At 59.6% G+C, this 16,507-nt stretch carries 13 protein-coding genes and 1 riboswitch; of the genes, 6 read left to right on the forward strand and 7 right to left on the reverse strand.

Annotation, left to right across the window (positions count from 1 at the left end; genetic code table 11):
• Nucleotides 1-236: 236 nt before the first annotated feature.
• Complete coding sequence (locus PQR32_RS17915; protein WP_408229390.1) at nucleotides 237-1,082, forward strand: alpha/beta fold hydrolase; 846 nt, start codon at nucleotides 237-239, stop codon at nucleotides 1,080-1,082.
• A gap of 553 nt (nucleotides 1,083-1,635) precedes the next feature.
• Here the strand turns inward: PQR32_RS17915 and PQR32_RS17920 are convergent.
• On the reverse strand, nucleotides 1,636-3,096 hold the full coding sequence (locus PQR32_RS17920) for an amino acid permease (RefSeq protein WP_408229393.1): 1,461 nt from the start codon (nucleotides 3,094-3,096) through the stop codon (nucleotides 1,636-1,638).
• Between the two features lie 210 nt (nucleotides 3,097-3,306).
• On the reverse strand, nucleotides 3,307-5,232 hold the full coding sequence (locus tag PQR32_RS17925) for a potassium transporter Kup (RefSeq protein ID WP_408229396.1): 1,926 nt from the start codon (nucleotides 5,230-5,232) through the stop codon (nucleotides 3,307-3,309).
• Between the two features lie 369 nt (nucleotides 5,233-5,601).
• Nucleotides 5,602-5,768: riboswitch (yybP-ykoY riboswitch) on the forward strand.
• 9 nt (nucleotides 5,769-5,777) lie between these two features.
• On the opposite strand from PQR32_RS17925, the gene mntP reads away from it, so the two are divergent.
• A complete protein-coding gene (gene mntP / locus PQR32_RS17930) occupies nucleotides 5,778-6,347 on the forward strand; it encodes a manganese efflux pump MntP (RefSeq protein WP_408229399.1) in 570 nt (189 codons plus the stop codon).
• A gap of 136 nt (nucleotides 6,348-6,483) precedes the next feature.
• A complete protein-coding gene (gene ppnP / locus PQR32_RS17935) occupies nucleotides 6,484-6,804 on the forward strand; it encodes a pyrimidine/purine nucleoside phosphorylase (protein WP_116122394.1) in 321 nt (106 codons plus the stop codon).
• Nucleotides 6,805-6,931: 127 nt separating this feature from the next.
• Here the strand turns inward: ppnP and PQR32_RS17940 are convergent, their stop codons facing one another.
• The 3 genes from PQR32_RS17940 to PQR32_RS17950 all read right to left on the reverse strand — a co-directional run bounded on the left by PQR32_RS17940 (nucleotide 6,932) and on the right by PQR32_RS17950 (nucleotide 11,583).
• Nucleotides 6,932-7,303 carry a DUF6697 family protein gene (locus PQR32_RS17940; RefSeq protein ID WP_408205210.1) on the reverse strand — a complete coding sequence of 124 codons (372 nt, stop codon included), beginning with the start codon at nucleotides 7,301-7,303 and terminating at the stop codon, nucleotides 6,932-6,934.
• A gap of 438 nt (nucleotides 7,304-7,741) precedes the next feature.
• Nucleotides 7,742-10,849, reverse strand: coding sequence for a bifunctional diguanylate cyclase/phosphodiesterase (locus PQR32_RS17945; RefSeq protein ID WP_408229403.1), 3,108 nt, complete (start codon nucleotides 10,847-10,849; stop codon nucleotides 7,742-7,744).
• Nucleotides 10,846-11,583, reverse strand: coding sequence for a substrate-binding periplasmic protein (locus tag PQR32_RS17950; protein ID WP_408229406.1), 738 nt, complete (start codon nucleotides 11,581-11,583; stop codon nucleotides 10,846-10,848). The genes PQR32_RS17945 and PQR32_RS17950 overlap by 4 nt, the downstream gene beginning before the upstream one ends.
• Nucleotides 11,584-11,913: 330 nt before the next feature.
• Here PQR32_RS17950 and PQR32_RS17955 point away from each other — a divergent pair, with 330 nt between their 5' ends.
• Nucleotides 11,914-12,390, forward strand: coding sequence for a YybH family protein (locus PQR32_RS17955; RefSeq protein ID WP_408229409.1), 477 nt, complete (start codon nucleotides 11,914-11,916; stop codon nucleotides 12,388-12,390).
• A 125-nt stretch (nucleotides 12,391-12,515) separates the two neighbouring features.
• Here the strand turns inward: PQR32_RS17955 and PQR32_RS17960 are convergent, their stop codons facing one another.
• Nucleotides 12,516-12,833: a hypothetical protein gene (locus PQR32_RS17960; RefSeq protein WP_408229412.1), complete on the reverse strand. Its 318-nt coding sequence runs from the start codon at nucleotides 12,831-12,833 to the stop codon at nucleotides 12,516-12,518.
• A gap of 236 nt (nucleotides 12,834-13,069) precedes the next feature.
• On the opposite strand from PQR32_RS17960, the gene PQR32_RS17965 reads away from it, so the two are divergent.
• Entirely contained in the window at nucleotides 13,070-14,128 is a 1,059-nt protein-coding gene (locus PQR32_RS17965) for a catalase family peroxidase (RefSeq protein ID WP_408229414.1), read from the forward strand.
• Nucleotides 14,125-14,664 carry a cytochrome b gene (locus PQR32_RS17970; protein ID WP_408229417.1) on the forward strand — a complete coding sequence of 180 codons (540 nt, stop codon included), beginning with the start codon at nucleotides 14,125-14,127 and terminating at the stop codon, nucleotides 14,662-14,664. The genes PQR32_RS17965 and PQR32_RS17970 overlap by 4 nt, the downstream gene beginning before the upstream one ends.
• Before the next feature lie 87 nt (nucleotides 14,665-14,751).
• Here PQR32_RS17970 and PQR32_RS17975 read toward each other — a convergent pair whose 3' ends face one another.
• A complete protein-coding gene (locus tag PQR32_RS17975; RefSeq protein ID WP_408229420.1) occupies nucleotides 14,752-16,494 on the reverse strand; it encodes an ABC transporter substrate-binding protein in 1,743 nt (580 codons plus the stop codon).
• Nucleotides 16,495-16,507 lie beyond the last annotated feature (13 nt).

The following is a 16,507-nucleotide window of genomic DNA, read 5'->3' on the forward strand; positions in this document are numbered from 1 at the left end:
TCACATTCGTCCGTTGTGGTGTTTGGGTGCTCCGAATACCCTGACAACGGCAGACCAGATTTCGACAGAAGCCGGGGCTTTTGCGACGGCGGAGCCGGCGTGCCCAAAAATTCTAAACGGTAACTCGTTGCTTTCCCGACTTTCAGATCAGGTCTGAATTACCGGCTTCCTGAGGTAGGTCTGCGCTCGTAGAACGTTCATCCCTTCGTCAAAACCGACCTCAAAAAGGATACGAGATGGAAGCGAATACTGGAAGCTCATACATCACAACCGCGGACGGAACTCGAATTTTCTACAAGGACTGGGGCACAGGCGAACCACTGGTCTTCCATCATGGCTGGCCTCTTTCAGCAGACGATTGGGACGCACAATTGATGTTTTTCCTGGATCAAGGGTATCGGGTGATTGCTCATGATCGCCGTGGTCACGGGCGCTCCACCCAAACGGTGCGCGGCAACGACATGGATACCTACGCCGCCGACGTCGCCGAACTCGTCAAGGTGCTCGATCTTAAGAATGCCGTGCACATTGGCCACTCTACGGGAGGCGGGGAGGTGACACGTTACGTTGCCCGGCATGGCACCGGCAATGGCCGCGTAGCGAAGGCGGTGCTCATTAGCGCGATCCCGCCACTCTTCATGCAATCGGAAAAGAACCCCGAGGGCGTTCCAAAGAAGGTCGTCGACGAGATACGCAACGGGACAGCGAACCATCGTGCCCAGTTTTACAAGGACATCACGATTCCATTCTATGGTTTCAATCGTCCTGGCGCGACAGTGTCTGAGGGTATACGCGAGAACTGGTGGCGGCAGGGCATGATGGGCGGCATCAAGGCCCAGTACGATTGCGTCAAGGTACTGTCTGAAACCGAGTTCTACGACGATCTGGCGATAATCGATGTCCCAGTGCTGGTGATGCACGGCGAGGACGATCAGATTTGCCCGTTCCCGACCACTGGAGCAAAGTCCGTCAAGCTTTTGAAGCACGGGACGCTTAAATCGTATCCAGGATTGCCGCACGGGATGCCGACCACCCATGCGGAGCAGATCAACGCCGACCTGCTGGCGTTCATTAAGTCCTGATTGCTGTTCGATGCCAAGGAACACCTGAGTTCCTCTCTGGGCGCTATGCCTGCTCTCGTCAGCCGACCGGCCAGGATATATCTGCCGTCGGCTGAACTACGTTGGCGAGAGCAAAGAAACACGGCAGCGCTCAGGCGCTGATGACCGCTCATGTCAGACGATCGCCTGACGCAGAACTACCAGGATCTGATATCCATCGACATCACCGCAGACCTACCGGCGATCGCTAAAGCAAGTCGGCGCCGCCGAATAACCACTGTCTGACTTACGGGACGCAAAAGACTTTTCCCGCTCGTCCGTTATATCTCGCCTCATAAAAACATCAATGCCATCCGCGCGCGATGACACAAATGCCCTAACCACCACGACACAAACGACACCTAAAACAACCGCGACAGCTGGAATCTCAAACAACGCCATATCCACGAGAAACCTCCTCCTGAGTTGAGTTACATCTCTAGATTAGGCAGGCGGAGGTAAAGCGCCAAACGAGCATTTTTCATCGATATGTGAGAAATATTCGCAGTAGCGCCAATCCGGCGCCACCGCCCTCTCAATGCCGCTCAGGAAAGCGCAACTTCGAATGATTCCGGCCATAAGAAATATAAATGGTCATGCCGATCACAAGCCACACAACAAGCCGCACCCACGTGACGAGCGGCAGCCCCGCCATCAGCAACAGGCAAAACAGTATCCCCAGAACGGGCACGATCGGTACACCAGGAACCCGGAACGGGCGTGAAGCATCAGAGTCGCTGCGCCGCAAATAGATCACAGCACCGCAGACGAGAATGAACGCGAACAGAGTGCCAATGCTGACCATCTCCCCCAGCACGCTGATCGGTGTAAGCGCCGCCACGATCGCGACGACCGAGCCAATCAGAATCTGACTCAAATGAGGCGTCTGAAGACGCGGATGAACTCGCGCGAAAAGAGGCGGTAGCAAGCCATCCGTCGACATCGTGAAGAAGATGCGGCTCTGCCCGTACAGCAGCACGAGAATCACAGTGGTTAGTCCTGTCAGCGCACCGATCTTGATCAGAATCGAGAACCAGTTCAGACCGATGGCATCCACGCCCTTGGCGATCGGATCAGGAACGTTCAGTTCAGCGTACGGTACGAGTCCGGTGAGTACGCCCGCGACGAGGATGTACAAAATCGTGCAGATGATCAGCGACCCAAGAATGCCGATCGGCATGTCCCGCTGCGGTTTTTTCGCTTCCTGTGCGGCAGTGGAGACCGCATCAAAACCAATGAACGCGAAGAACACCACGGCCGAGCCACGCAGAATCCCGCTCATGCCGAAGTTACCGAACTCGCCAGTATTCGCGGGAATAAACGGATGCCAGTTCGCGGGCTTGATGAAAAAGACGCCGAGCGCGATAAAAGCCACCACCACGACCAGCTTGACCGCCACCATGATGTTGTTGAGCCGCGCCGATTCCTTCGTACCGAGCACGAGCATGGTGGTGAGAATGGCGATGATCACTATCGCGGGCAGATTGACGATGCCTGTCGCGGTCGTGCCATCGGCTAGCTTGATGACGGTGCCGGGTGCAGTGGCTAGAACGGGCGGGATATTGATCCCCACGTTATGCAGCAAGCTCACGATATAACCGGACCATCCGACCGCGACTGTGGCGGCGCCCATTGCGTATTCGAGGATCAAGTCCCAGCCGATGATCCACGCGAAAATTTCACCCAGCGTGGCATACGTGTAGGTGTAGCTGCTGCCGCATACGGGCAACATCGCTGCCAGTTCCGAATAGCAGAGGCCGACGAACGCGCACGCAATGCCACCGAGTACGAAGGACAGGATAATGCTCGGCCCGGCGAATTGCGCTGCGGCCGTGCCGGTCAGAACGAAGATGCCGGCGCCGATGATGGCGCCGATGCCCATCGCCGTGATGCTCGTTGCGCCGAGTGTTTTCGATAGTGCGTGGCCTTCTTGCGCGTCGGCGCTTCCCACAATATCGGCGACGGATTTCCGTGCCATGTAGCTCGTATCAGCCATGATGAGTCGTCCCGTTCAAATGGTGTTGGGCACGAGCCGCCTCGGTTTGCTTCGGCTCGCGGAGCACGACAAAAACATCTGTTACTGAAGACTAGCGGGGTAAGGTAAAGGGAAATAGAAAATTCAGTGTATTCCGAATTAAAAGCAAAGTGAATATTTGATTCTTTCTCGCCTGATGACGAAGCTTTTGCTCGCGTTCATAGGCAATCCTCAAATCTCCACGCGCGCCCCCAACTCGATCACTCGATTAGCCGGCAGCTTCAGATAAGCCGCAACGTTACCCACGTTATGCAACATGACCGAGAACAAACGCTCTCGCCACATCGCCATGCCGCTATCACGAGTGGGCACCAGAGTCGCACGGCTAAGGAAGTAGGAAGTCTCCGCCGGCTCGAATGTCAAACCTTGCGACTTACAAATTTCAAGCGCGCGCGGCAAGTCGACCTCATCCATGAAACCATACGTGATCGTGACCTGGTAGCAGTCCGAATCTAGCGGGTGCACACTCACGCGCTCGCTCGTAGGCACCCACGGTATCTCCTCGTTGTTCACCGTCACGAAGACGACGCGTTTATGCAGCACGCGGTTATGCATCAGATTGTTGATCAACGAATGCGGCACACCATCAGGATCGGGCGATAGAAAAATCGCCGTGCCGCCGCATCGCATCGGCGAGTCCTTCAGCAACGTCGCCAGATAGGGCTTGAGCGGCATCGTCCCGGCCCTCACGCGTGCTTCGGCACGCATCATCTCCCAGCCTCGTCCCCAGGTCGCCATGATCGTGTAGATGATCAGCCCCACCAGAAGCGGGAACCAGCCGCCCTGCATGAGCTTCAGCAAGTTTGCTGAGAAGAACGCCGCGTCGATCACGAAGAAGAAGCCGGTCGCAAACACGCATAGCAGCCAGTTGTAATGCCACGCGTAGCGAATCACGAAGAACGTCAGGATCGTCGTGATCAGCATCGTGCCGGTGACGGCGATACCGTACGCGGAACCGAGCGCCGTGGATGAACCGAAGCCGAGCACAGCGGCCACGACGGCAGCCAATAACGTCCAGTTGATGCCTGGCACGTAGATTTGCCCCATCTCCCTTTCCGACGTGTAGACGACGTTCATGCGCGGCAGAAAGCCGAGTTGCATCGCCTGCTTCGTCATCGAATACGTGCCCGAGATAACGGCTTGCGACGCGATCACGGTCGCGACCGTCGACAGCACGATCATCGGATACAGCGCCCATTGCGGGAACAGTTTGTAGAACGGATTTTGCAGCGCGCCCGGATCGGCAAGCAGCAACGCGCCCTGCCCCAGATAGTTCAACGCGAGTGCGGGAAACACGAGGCCGAACCACGTCAGCCGGATCGGCCTTGCGCCGAAATGTCCCATATCGGCATACAACGCTTCCGCGCCGGTCAACGACAGAACGACCGCGCCCAGAGCAACGAACGCCAGCCACCGATGATGCAGGCAGAACGCCAGACCCGTGAGCGGATTGAGCGCGACGAGAATCGCGGGCGCCCGCATCATGTTGATCACGCCCACCACCGCAAGCACGATGAACCAGAGCACCATCACCGGTCCGAACACAATGCCGATACCGGCCGTGCCGCGCTTCTGCATCAGGAACAGCGTGACCAGCGCGACCAGCGTCACGGGGATCACGCAAGTCTTGAGAAACGGCGCGGCGACTTCGAGACCTTCGACGGCGCTCAACACGGAGATCGCCGGCGTGATCACACTATCGCCGTAAAAGAGCGCCGCGCCCATGATGCCGACGCCCAGCAACGTATGGCGCAAACGCGGCCGCGTGGCCACCGACGATGCCGCCAGTGCCAGCAGCGCCATGATCCCGCCCTCGCCGTGATTGTTCGCGCGCAGAATCAACGTGACGTATTTGAGCGAGACGACGACGATCAGCGACCAGACGATCAGCGACACGATGCCAACCACATTCAGCGCGTTGAGCGACAGTCCGTTGACTGGATCGAACACCGTCTGCAGCGTATACAGCGGGCTGGTGCCGATGTCGCCGTACACCACACCCAATGCGGCAAGCGCGAGTGCAGGCATCGCCGGCCGGTGATGCCCGCGCCCGCCGGAGTGGCCCGCATCGGGCGCGGCGGATACTGACTGGCTCATGTCTCGCTCCAGTTTCGCGTTCTCGCGGTGCAACATATGGCCTGGGCCAATGCACGTGCGGAACCGATTCATACTTTTGTCAGGCCTCGTTTTTTTCGAGGAGTCGCCTGCGTCCCCACGCAACAGTCAGCATCGCCAAAGCAACTTTCGTACGCGCCAAACGCGCATTCGTATTGTTCTGATGTTCTGCGTACCTGCTTCCGCGAACGTGACCTGCCTCATTTCCTGAAGGACGGTGTGCCACTAATTCAACATATACCATCGGCCGTTTGCCACGCTACTGATACATGAAGTGGCGACAGATTTATTTCGTCTCCACGCTTGCCATGCGCGATTCGCATTACATAAAGCTTTCGACGTGATATGCTCGCACCTGTCTTTGGGGAGTAGCCGGCTTCTACCCAGAAGCGCCTGCGTCAACATTCTCGGTCACGCAGACCGTGGTGCAGGTAGCCCTTTGGTTGGCAAGACCATCGACACACCACGCGACCGGTCGGGCGCGGCGGTGTGTCGCGGTTTTCCGCCCGACCTCGAGCCCTCCTCTCATGAATCCTGCCGCAACGCTGTTCCTTGCTTTCGCCATGTCCACCGACGCCTTTGCGGCCGCAATCGGCAAAGGCGCCACGCTCAATCGTCCTCATTGGCGCGAGGCTGTCAGGACGGGCCTCATCTTCGGCGTCATCGAGGCGTTGACGCCCCTGGTCGGATGGTTTCTCGGCAAAGCTGCAGCGCAATACGTCTCCGCATGGGATCACTGGATCGCGTTTGCGCTGTTGTTGGTCCTCGGCGCCCGCATGGTTTTCAATAGCTTCACCGCCAAGGAAATCGAGGAGGCGAAGCCGTCGACTCATTCGTTCTGGTTGCTGGCGCTGACCGGCTTCGCCACGAGTATCGACGCCATGGCGGTCGGTGCGGGCCTCGCCTTCGTGGACGTCAACATCTATTCCACTGCTGCCGCGATCGGGCTCGCCACGATGGCGATGGTCACGATCGGCGTGATGCTCGGCCGTGTCATCGGGCATGCGGCGGGCAGGCGTGCGGAGCTGGCGGGTGGCGTCGTGCTGATCGGCATTGGCAGCACTATCCTGGCTGAACATCTGAAGATCATCGGCTAGACGGTGGTTGGCGGGCGCCCGCTGATCTCCACCTCTTTCGGTGGCAGCCACCGACCGCCTGTATCATGGCGGGTTCGCGCCCGACCTAGAGTCCACGCAAACGCATCCATTCACGACAACCCAGAGGAAGATTGGCATGACGGCCGCAACGCAATTCGATCAGGTTTCCATCGTTAAACGAGCCAACGTCTACTTTGACGGCAAGTGCGTCTCGCACACCGTTCTCTTCGCCGACGGCACGCGCAAAACGCTTGGCGTGATCCTGCCCGGCGCGCTCAACTTCGGCACCGATGCGCCGGAACTCATGGAAGTGCAGGCTGGCCAATGCCGTATCCGCCTGGAAGGCAGTGACGAGTGGAAGACCTATGGTGCGGGCGAGTCGTTCTCGGTGCCCGGGAAAAGCCGCTTCGATATCGACGTGATCGAAACGCTCGACTACGTCTGCAGCTATCTGTAAAACGTGTCGCGTCGCACGACATAAGGACGGCGCGCACATTCAGGCGTGTCATTGATGATCGCCGGTTGGGCACGAGCCACAACCCAACCGACGATGTGACAATTGCGAATCGAACATCGCATTGAGATCAACGGCGCTTCATCTTGATCACGCGCGAAATCTGACCCAGCGTAAATCCACTGTTCTGCACGTACTTTGCGTAGTCGACTGGAGCAGTAAACGATTCCTCGGTGACGTACTCGCCCATGTAACGGAATCGGTCAGTCGCTGTGCGGACAAAAACAGGCAGTGGGTCGGTCTGTCGCGCGAGCGTTCGGCCTGCCGCTCGTGCAGCGGCGCTGCCATCGCACACGATCACATCCGGTGCATACGGGTTGAGATCCTGACGCAATCGCGCGGCGACGACCTTTCCACCCTTCACGGGCAAGAATGCCTGTTTGCATCCTCCCGTCACCCGATGAATATCTTCCCGAGAATACTCTTTTCCAATATCAAACATGATTTTTCTCCCAAGAATGACGCCTGGCTTTAAAGCAGTGGCATCAAGCGGAGCGATGATATCGGCCTGTACCTAAATCCCTTGTATAAAGCACGAGCTTCTTGATAAAGAAGGCATGCTGGTTGAGCGAAACAGCGAGACATACGCCACAGATCCGCCTGGCTGCAACCGGGGCTCGCCGCGCGCTTCGATATGCCGTATTAACAGTACTCACCATTCGGTTTTATGAATTCGTTATACGGTTGATGACAAAATATCGAGGTGACACCGAGCGCGGTTTCGTAGACGGTTGCCGCAAGCGCTTGTAGGAATACGCCGAGGTAGGTGGGGGACGAAGACCGCACGAAGTTTAGGGGCCGCCCACACGCCAAGGATGTGTTTCTACGAGCGCTTGCGTCAGCGTTGCGCTACTGATATGACGCGCGACTTATTTCCTGCTCACTCAGCCACGCACTGACGCGTCTCGACGCGGCTCAACATCGCTTCAAAACCCTCGATAGGAAGCGGGCGGCAGAAATAATAGCCCTGATACGCGTAGCATCCCGCTGCTGCGAGGAAGTCCCGTTGAGCCTCCGTTTCGACTCCTTCGGCGATCACGCCCAAACCGAGGCTGCGCGCAAGCGCCACGATAGTCCTGGCAATCACAGCGTCGTTAGGATCGACGAGGACGTCGCGCACAAATGAGCGGTCGATTTTCAACTGATCCAACGGCAGGCGCTTCAAATAGGACAGCGACGAATAGCCGATGCCAAAATCGTCTAATGCGAAGACGATGCCTTTCGCTTTCAGCGCGCCCATCTTCTCGATGATGTCCTGCACGTTGTCGACCAGCACGCTTTCCGTCAGTTCCAGTTTCAACCTGTCGGGCCGCGCGCCGGTTCGAGCGATGATCGTCAATACGTTGTCCACGAAATCAGCTTCACGGAATTGCTGGACACTGACGTTGACCGCAATCGTGAGATGCGTCATATCCGGCCGCGTAGCCCATTGCGCCAGTTGCGCGCACGCAGCCTCCAGCACCCAGCTTCCCAGCGCAAGGATCAGTCCGGTCTCTTCGGCCAGCGGAATGAACTCGGCAGGCGGCACGATACCGCGCTGCGGATGCTGCCAACGCACCAGTGCTTCCGCGCCGGTTACACGAGTACCGACAACCTGCGCCTGGTAATGGAGCAGGAACTGATTGTCCTCGATTGCATTGCGTAAGCCCGCTTCCAGCGCGGCTCGCTGCACCACGACGGTCTGCATGTCCGGATCGAAGAAACGCACGGCATTGCGTCCTCGCTCCTTGGACTTGTACATCGCGAGGTCGGCCTGCTTGAGGAGCTCGTCGATCGAGGCCTGATGCCCTCTGAACACGGTGGCGCCGATGCTCGCGCTAGTGCGGTACTCGATCTTGCCAAGGTGATACGGACTGCCCAGAACAGCGAGGATTCTTTCGCCCACGGCCTCCGTCTGGTTGGCGGCCTCCTGCCGGTTCTTGTGCAGGTTCCCGAGCACCACCACGAACTCGTCGCCCCCCACTCTGGCCACGGTGTCGCTCTCGAGTACGCTGTCTGCCAGACGCCGCGCCACTTGCTGCAGCAGTAGATCGCCTTTATCGTGGCCCAAGGTATCGTTCAACGTCTTGAAATGGTCCAGGTCGATGAACAGCAGCGCACCACACGCTTCGTTGCGTGCGCTGGCCGTGATCGCCTGCCTCAGGCGATCCAGCAGCAAGGTGCGATTGGGCAGCCGGGTCAGCGCATCGAAGAAGGCCAATTCCTTGATTCGCTCTTCCGCGATCTTGCGTTCGGTAATGTCGTGATGTGTGCCGACATAGTGGCTGACGGTTCCATCCTCGCTCATCACGGCGGAGATCGTGAGCCATTTCGGGTACACCTCACCGTTCTTGCGACGGTCCCAGATTTCCCCTTGCCAGCCACCGGCACGATGAATCGCTTCCCACATCTCCTGGAAGAATGCGGCGTCGTGACGGCCTGACCGAAGCACGGCCGGTGTCTGGCCCACGATCTCTTCTGACGTGTAACCGGTGCACTCCGTGAAAGCGGAATTGACGCGCAGAATCCTCGCGCTCGCGTCGGTGATCATCATCGGTTCCATCGAGTCGAATGCGACAGCGGCAATTCGTAGTTCGGCCTCGACCTGTTTGCGCTCGGTAATGTCGCGGCCACTCGTGCGAAAGCCGATGAACTCGCCCTTGGAATCGGTAATCGGAACCCAGGACGCGGACAGCCACATGATCGAGCCGTCCTTGCGAACACAGCGAAACTCGAGGTCATCGCCGCGCAAGCCCTGTAGTGCCTTCTGAAACTCGGGTGCAACGCGGGGAATGTCCTCCGGATAAATGACGGTGCCCGCGAAATCCGGCAAGGCCATGCACTCGTCGACGGTATAGCCGATGTACGCCTCCACCGCCGAGTTGATCCAGCGTGGCTTGCCGTCGGGTCCCCACCAGATTTCCCAGTTGACCGTACAGTCGGCAATCGCGCGGAATTTCTCCTCGTTCTCGCGCAATTCTTTTGTCATTGCCGAGGCAAGCCGCATCGCGCGGCCGCGGCCGGTCATCATCAGCCAGGTGAGCAGCGCCAACAACAAGCTGAGGCCCGTGCCGGTGCTGGCGATCGGCAGCGCGGCGTTACGGCCGAAGCGGGCCTTGAAGTCGTCCTGGGCACTCATCGAGAGTGTCCAGTCATGTCCGCCGACAACCAGATATTCGTTGGCCGACATGTCCGCAGCCAGATGATGACCGGGCGCCTCAGGCGTTTTGTGCAACAGCGCGGCGGCCGACGTTTCGACGCCATCGTATATAGCGATGGTGAGGCCGGGCGGTTGCTCGCCGTACAGGCTGGCGATGACATCGTGCATGCGGAACGAGGCGTACACCCAGCCGACCAGGTGCGCGCGGCGCTGGGCGACGCTATCTTGCGGCTGGCCTCGTGCGTAGACCGGCAGGTACATGATGAATCCGGGGCGAGCATTGCCGGCGTCCACCGACAGGCGGACCTTCCCGGAAAGAGTCGCCATGCCGGAGTCGCGTGCCTGCTCCATGGCGCGCCGCCGTACAGGATCGGCCCATGCATCGAAACCGGGCGCCGCGCGATTGATGCCAACGGACGGCTCGCGCTGGATGATGGGCGCGTAGTTCTCGCGTGAGCCTTTGGGCTCGATCGTGTAGTCGGGCACCCCCTGCCGGCGGAGGGCCGCAATATGCTCGACCTTCTGCGTCGCCGGCACCCACGCGACGATGCCGATAGCCTGGATACCGGAGAAGTTAGCGTCGAGATTGAGCGTGCCGACGTAGTCACGGAACTGACCGCGGTCGATCTCTCCGGTAGCGGCGAACAGACTCTGCACGCCACGTAGCAAGAGCTCATACGTGCCCATGCGCTGCTCGATCCGGCTGACCGCGTCGCCCAGCGAGAAATTGAACTGGGACAGCAGTTCATGACGGGCGGCTTCCCGCTCATGGTCCCAAAGCATCCACGTCACGCTGAGCGCAGCGGACAGGACCAGTAGCGGCAGCAGGACGAGGCGTGCCCAGTTCACGGCTGCGCTTTGAAATCGACCATCGAATTGGCGAGGTCAGGTTTGAAATACTTCTCGAAGATGCGCCGAACGGTGCCATCCGCGCGCATCTCATTCACCAGGGCGCGCCACTTTTCCCGCTCGGCCGGCGACAGTGCCTTCTTCGACATGATTAGGCCGTGAGGTACGGCGGGGTCGTCGAATTCCACGATGGTGGTCACGTCGCGGATTTTCTTTTCATCGATTGCAGGGTAATCGAAAGGCTCGATGATCATGCCTTGAATGCGGCGGAGGATCAGCGCCTGATACAACGGATCCAGACCACCGGCCTGGCTGACACGGTTTTCGGCCGCCAGCTTGTCGACCAGACGGTTGGCCGACTCGCTATAGCGGAAGCTGCGGATCACGCCGAGCTGAAACTGGTCGTTGTGCTCGAAATCGGCCAAACGATGAATTCCAGCGTCCTTGCGCACCAACAGATAGTACTTGTTGCTGAAATACCAGGCGAAGTCCGCGTACTCATTGCGCTCGTCGTTGGCAATGCCCGACAGGCTGAAATCAAGTCCGCCGGATTCAATCAGCTTCCAGATCCTGGCCCGCGACATCAGACTGACTCTGATCTGGCAACCGCTGCGACGGATCAGCTCGTCAGCGAAGTCCTTGTCGATCCCGGTATCCGTGTCGACGGAATAGAGCAGACCGTGATCGTGTAAAGCTAGCGTAAATGAACGCGAACATTCGGGACCAGCGGCCATGGCGCTACTCACGCAGCTTAGCGCCAGTAGCCAACCCCCGAGGCAATGTCGAATCACAGTGTCTCCGTCGTACGAAGATGACTTGAATACCACATTCAATTTTCCCGACGATGACGCCGGCGACACGATTCTGCTATTTGGTCACTTTGAATGCGGCTAATGAGATGCCATTTTTTTGCGGACTGGCCAGCATACACCTGTCCGGCTGGACCAGCGGAACATTCAAACCGAATGCGCTCTTCTCGCAATATCGGCAGCGCGCTGCAGTTCTTGAGGGGATGGTTGTTATTTTTTGAGTGGAAGCGGATTCTGTCGATTTGGAGAATTTCGATGACCAGACGGCTGCTTACGATTGCCGCGGTGTTAGCGGGCGCTGTGATGGCGACTCCGGCTCGCGCTGACGCAGGTTCCGACAAGGCCGCCATCACGCAACGGCTGCGAGGTTGGGCAGAGGCTTTCAACGCGCGCAATGCAGCAGGCGTCTGCGATGTGTTCGCGCCCGACCTGGTTTCAACCGTTCCTGAAGTGCTCGATGGTAACCGGGATGCGCTCTGCACGAAGCTCGCCGCGCTGCTGGCGAAGCCTGAGTTGAGCCTCCATTACGATAGCCCGGACATCCGCGAGATCATCGTTTCCGGGGATATCGCCGTTGTGCGACTGTTCTGGACGCTGACAGCCCGCAAGGGTGCTGAGCAAAGCGTGACGCATGAGGCAGGGATGGATATTTTTAAACGGCAACCGGATGGCAAATGGTCCATCGCGCGGTTCATGTCGTTTAGCACGACGCCGAATGGTGTTCTTCAGTAAGGCGGCGGTTGATGGTGCCGACGCGCCGCGCCACAGTCGATGAAACGCGTCGGACGGAACCAGGCCGGCAGCGGACAAAAACATAAGGGCCGGTAATGCAGCCCTTATGTCATCTTTAACAGCTGCTATTGGCCGGCGGCCGGCGACACTACGCTCGGGGTCGCCAGCGTGTTGTTGCTCTTGGGAGCGCTGGTGGCAGACGTCGAACTGCTGTTCGTGCTCGGCAGGCCCGAGTTGGGCGACCTGGCGGCCGAGCCGCTGTCCGAGCTGGTGGCGCCTGGCGTGCCGTAGCCGCTCGTTGCACCGTTGACCTGGTTCGACGGGCTAGCCGTGCTGCCTGACGAACCACTCCCGCTTGAGCCGCCGGCCGCCTGTGCATAAGCGCCCCCCGACAGCGTAAGCGCGGCGACGGCCGCGATTAATGAGCAGGTTGCCTTAATCATGATCCGTTCCTCCTTGATTGACTGGAATCGACGCAGACGATCGCCGCCTGCTTGACCACAGACCGAGCAATCAGCGTGCCGCACGCTCTTATCCTCTGAAGCGGCAGTAGTTGCAGCGGTGCCTTCGGGTCCTGGGGCATCTGGCGGCATTCGATGCACACTCCCCCAACCAATGGCACTATTCTCCCCACCCTGCTAGATTTCTACTCAGCCGAATCATTGCTCGGGAGAGACCGATGGCCGACAGACCGACTTCCAACGCCTCCGCCGTTCGTTCGCTGGTCCTGATTGCAGTCGTCGTGGTCGCGCTGGTCGCGGCCTTCGCCTTTACGGCCGGCTGGCTCTCGCCGGGGCGCCTGACGCCGGCGAAGATCGTCAACGGGCTGGCGCCGCCGGGCGGCGCGGCGCTTGGCTTCCGGCGCAATCACGCCAAGGGCATCTGCTTTACCGGCAGCTTCGAATCGAATGGCGGGGCCGCGGCCCTGTCCAAGGCGCCGATGTTCGCGCCTGGTTCATATCCGGTCACGGGACGTTTCAACCTCGCTACGCCGGATCCCAAAGCGCCGGACGCCACGGTTCGGGTGCGGGGTCTCAGCCTGCGCATCGTCGCGCCGGACGGAAGCGAATGGCGCACAGCGATGATCGACGCGCCTTTCTTCCCGGTCGCCACGCCGCAGGCGTTCTACGCGCTGCTGCAGGCCTCGGCCAACAAGACCGATCCGGACGCCATGAAGAATTTTGTCGCCGCCCACCCGGAGTTCGGCACGTTTGTCGGCTGGGCCGGCAGCGCGCCGTGGACGGCCTCGTACGCGCAGGACCGGTACAACAGCCTCAATAGCTTCATCTTCACCAATGCCGAGGGACAGGACCAGGCCGTGCGCTGGTCCTTCGTCCCGGCCGCGCAGCCCGAGGCGGTATCCCCCGACCAGTTGAAGCAGAAAGGCGCCGACTTCCTCGCCGCGGATATCACGCAGCGGGTGCAGAGCGCGCCGCAACGCTGGACGCTGGTCGTCACCGCCGCCAATCCGGGCGACCCGACCAACGACCCCAGCAAAGCGTGGCCGGAAGATCGACGCAAGGTGGACGCGGGTACGCTGGTGGTCAACGCGATCGAACCCGAGGCCGATGGACCGTGTCGCGATCTCAACTTCGATCCCACCGTCCTGCCGTCCGGCATGCACGTCTCGGACGATCCGTTTCCGGCCGCGCGCTCAGCCGCCTATTCCGTATCGTTCAACCGGCGGACCGCCGAGGATAAGGACTATCCGCGCCATCCGGGAGGAGCCACACCATGAACCCGATCCATGATCGCTTCACGCCGCTGCAACGCGCGCTTCACTGGCTCATGGCGATTTGCATTCTGGCGATGCTGTTCATCGGCGTCGGGATGGTGTCCACCGTTCGCCCGGATTATCTTTCGCTGGTGTCCATTCACAAGCCGCTGGGCATCGTGATCCTCGTGCTGGCGCTGATCCGCCTGGCGGTGAGGTTGACGCGCGGTGCGCCGCCGCTGCCTGCGTCGATGCCGGAACCGATGAAACTCGCCGCGCACCTGTCGCATCTCGCGTTCTACTTGCTGATGATCGGGCTTCCGCTGATCGGCTGGGGCATGCTGTCGGCCGCGAACTATCCCGTTGTGGTGTTCGGAATGCATTTGCCGTCCATCCTGCCGCATAGCAACGGTTTGCACACGCTGCTGTGGAACGCGCACAGGACGCTCGCGCTGTGTTTTTTTGCGCTGATCGTGCTGCACCTGGCGGCGGCGCTTTTGCACGCGCTGGTCAGACGTGACGGTGTATTCCAGGCGATGGCGCCCTGGTCGAAGCGGTGAGGTGCGCGCCTCCAGTAATTGAAACGACACGGGCGACCTGAACAGGCCGCCCGCATCAACTCCTCTCTCATTACCGCATCGCCACCTTTACCGCACCTTCCCCTGTTTCCACGCAGTCAACAGTTGGTCGTACTTGACCGTTTCGCCTTTCGGCTTCTCGTTCGCCAGCTTCTTCCACGGTGCGTGCTGATCCGACAGCCATTTCTCCGGAGCGCTTTCCGGATTCAACTCTGGCGCGCAAACCTTCATCCCCGCGCGCTGCAAACGGGCCAGCACCTGGTCCATTTCCTTCGCCAGATTGTCCATCGCGGCTTGCGGTGTCTTCTCGCCGGCGACGGCCGTCGCGACATTCTTCCACCACAGTTGTGCCATCTTCGGATAATCGGGCACATTGTTGCCGGTCGGCGTCCAGGCGACGCGCGCCGGACTTCTGTAGAACTCGATGAGCCCGCCGTACTTGTCCGCGTTCTTCGTAAAGTAGTCGCTATGAATATCGGAATCGCGGATGAACGTGAGACCGGTAATCGACTTCTTTAGCGAGACGGTTTTGGATGTGACGAACTGCGCGTATAACCACGCGGCAGCGCGCTGGTTCGGCGGCGTCGACTTGAAGAAGGTCCACGAACCGACGTCCTGGTAGCCGTTCTGCATGCCGTCCTTCCAGTACGGACCGTGCGGCGATGGCGCCATCCGCCACTTCGGCGTGCCGTCCGCGTTGGTCACGTTGCCGGGTTTCAGCATCGATGCGGTGAACGCGCTGTACCAGAAGATCTGCTGCGCGATCTTGCCTTGCGCCGGCACCGGTCCTGCTTCGTTGAAGGTCATCCCCGAGGCCTCGGGCGGGGCGAACTTCTTCAGCCAGTCGATGTATTTGGTGGTCGCGAACACCGCGGCCGGACTGTTCGTGCCGCCGCCGCGGCTGACTGATGCGCCTACCGCATGGCAGCCGTCCGGCGTGACGCGCACGCCCCATTCGTCGACCGGCATGCCGTTCGGGATGCCCTTGTCGGCTTCGCCCGCCATTGATAGCCACGCGTCGGTAAAGCGCCATCCCAGCGACGGGTCTTTCTTGCCGTAGTCCATGTGGCCATAGACTTTTTCGCCGTCGATATTCTTGACGTCGTTCGTGAAGAATTCGGCGATGTCCTCATACGCGGACCAGTTCACTGGCACGCCGAGATCGTATCCGTACTTCGCCTTGAACTTGTCCTGCAGGTCCTTGCGCGCGAACCAGTCGGCGCGGAACCAGTAAAGATTCGCGAACTGTTGGTCCGGCAACTGATAGAGCTTCTTGTCCGGCGCGGTCGTGAAACTGGTGCCGATGAAGTCCTTGATGTCGAGCCCAGGGTTCGTATATTTCTTGCCTTCGCCAGCCATATAGTCGGACAGCGGCATGATCACCCCATAGCGATAATGCGTGCCGATCAGGTCGGAATCGGAAATCCAGCCATCGTAAATGCTCTGGCCGGATTGCATCGACGTCTGCAGTTTTTCGACGACGTCGCCTTCCTGGATAATGTCGTGCTTGACGGAAATGCCGGTGATTTCGGTGAACGCCTTGGCGAGCGTTTTCGATTCGTACATGTGCGTGTCGAGTGTTTCGGACACCACGTGCACCTCTTTGACACCTGCCGACTTCAGCGTCGCAGCAGTATCGATGAACCACTTCATCTCGTCCATCTGCTGCTGCTTCGACAGCGTGCTCGGCTGGAACTCGCTGTCGACCCACTTCTGCGCTTCGGGCGTGCCGGCGATCGCTGCGTGGCTCGTCAAGCCAGTCGCGACGACCCCTGCCACGGCGAGCGTGACGATTCGTCTCCTCTGTTGCATGGCTTTCTCCTGT

Origin of the sequence: Paraburkholderia dipogonis, from assembly GCF_046027395.1 — a bacterium.
In the GTDB taxonomy this organism is placed as follows: domain Bacteria; phylum Pseudomonadota; class Gammaproteobacteria; order Burkholderiales; family Burkholderiaceae; genus Paraburkholderia; species Paraburkholderia dipogonis_A.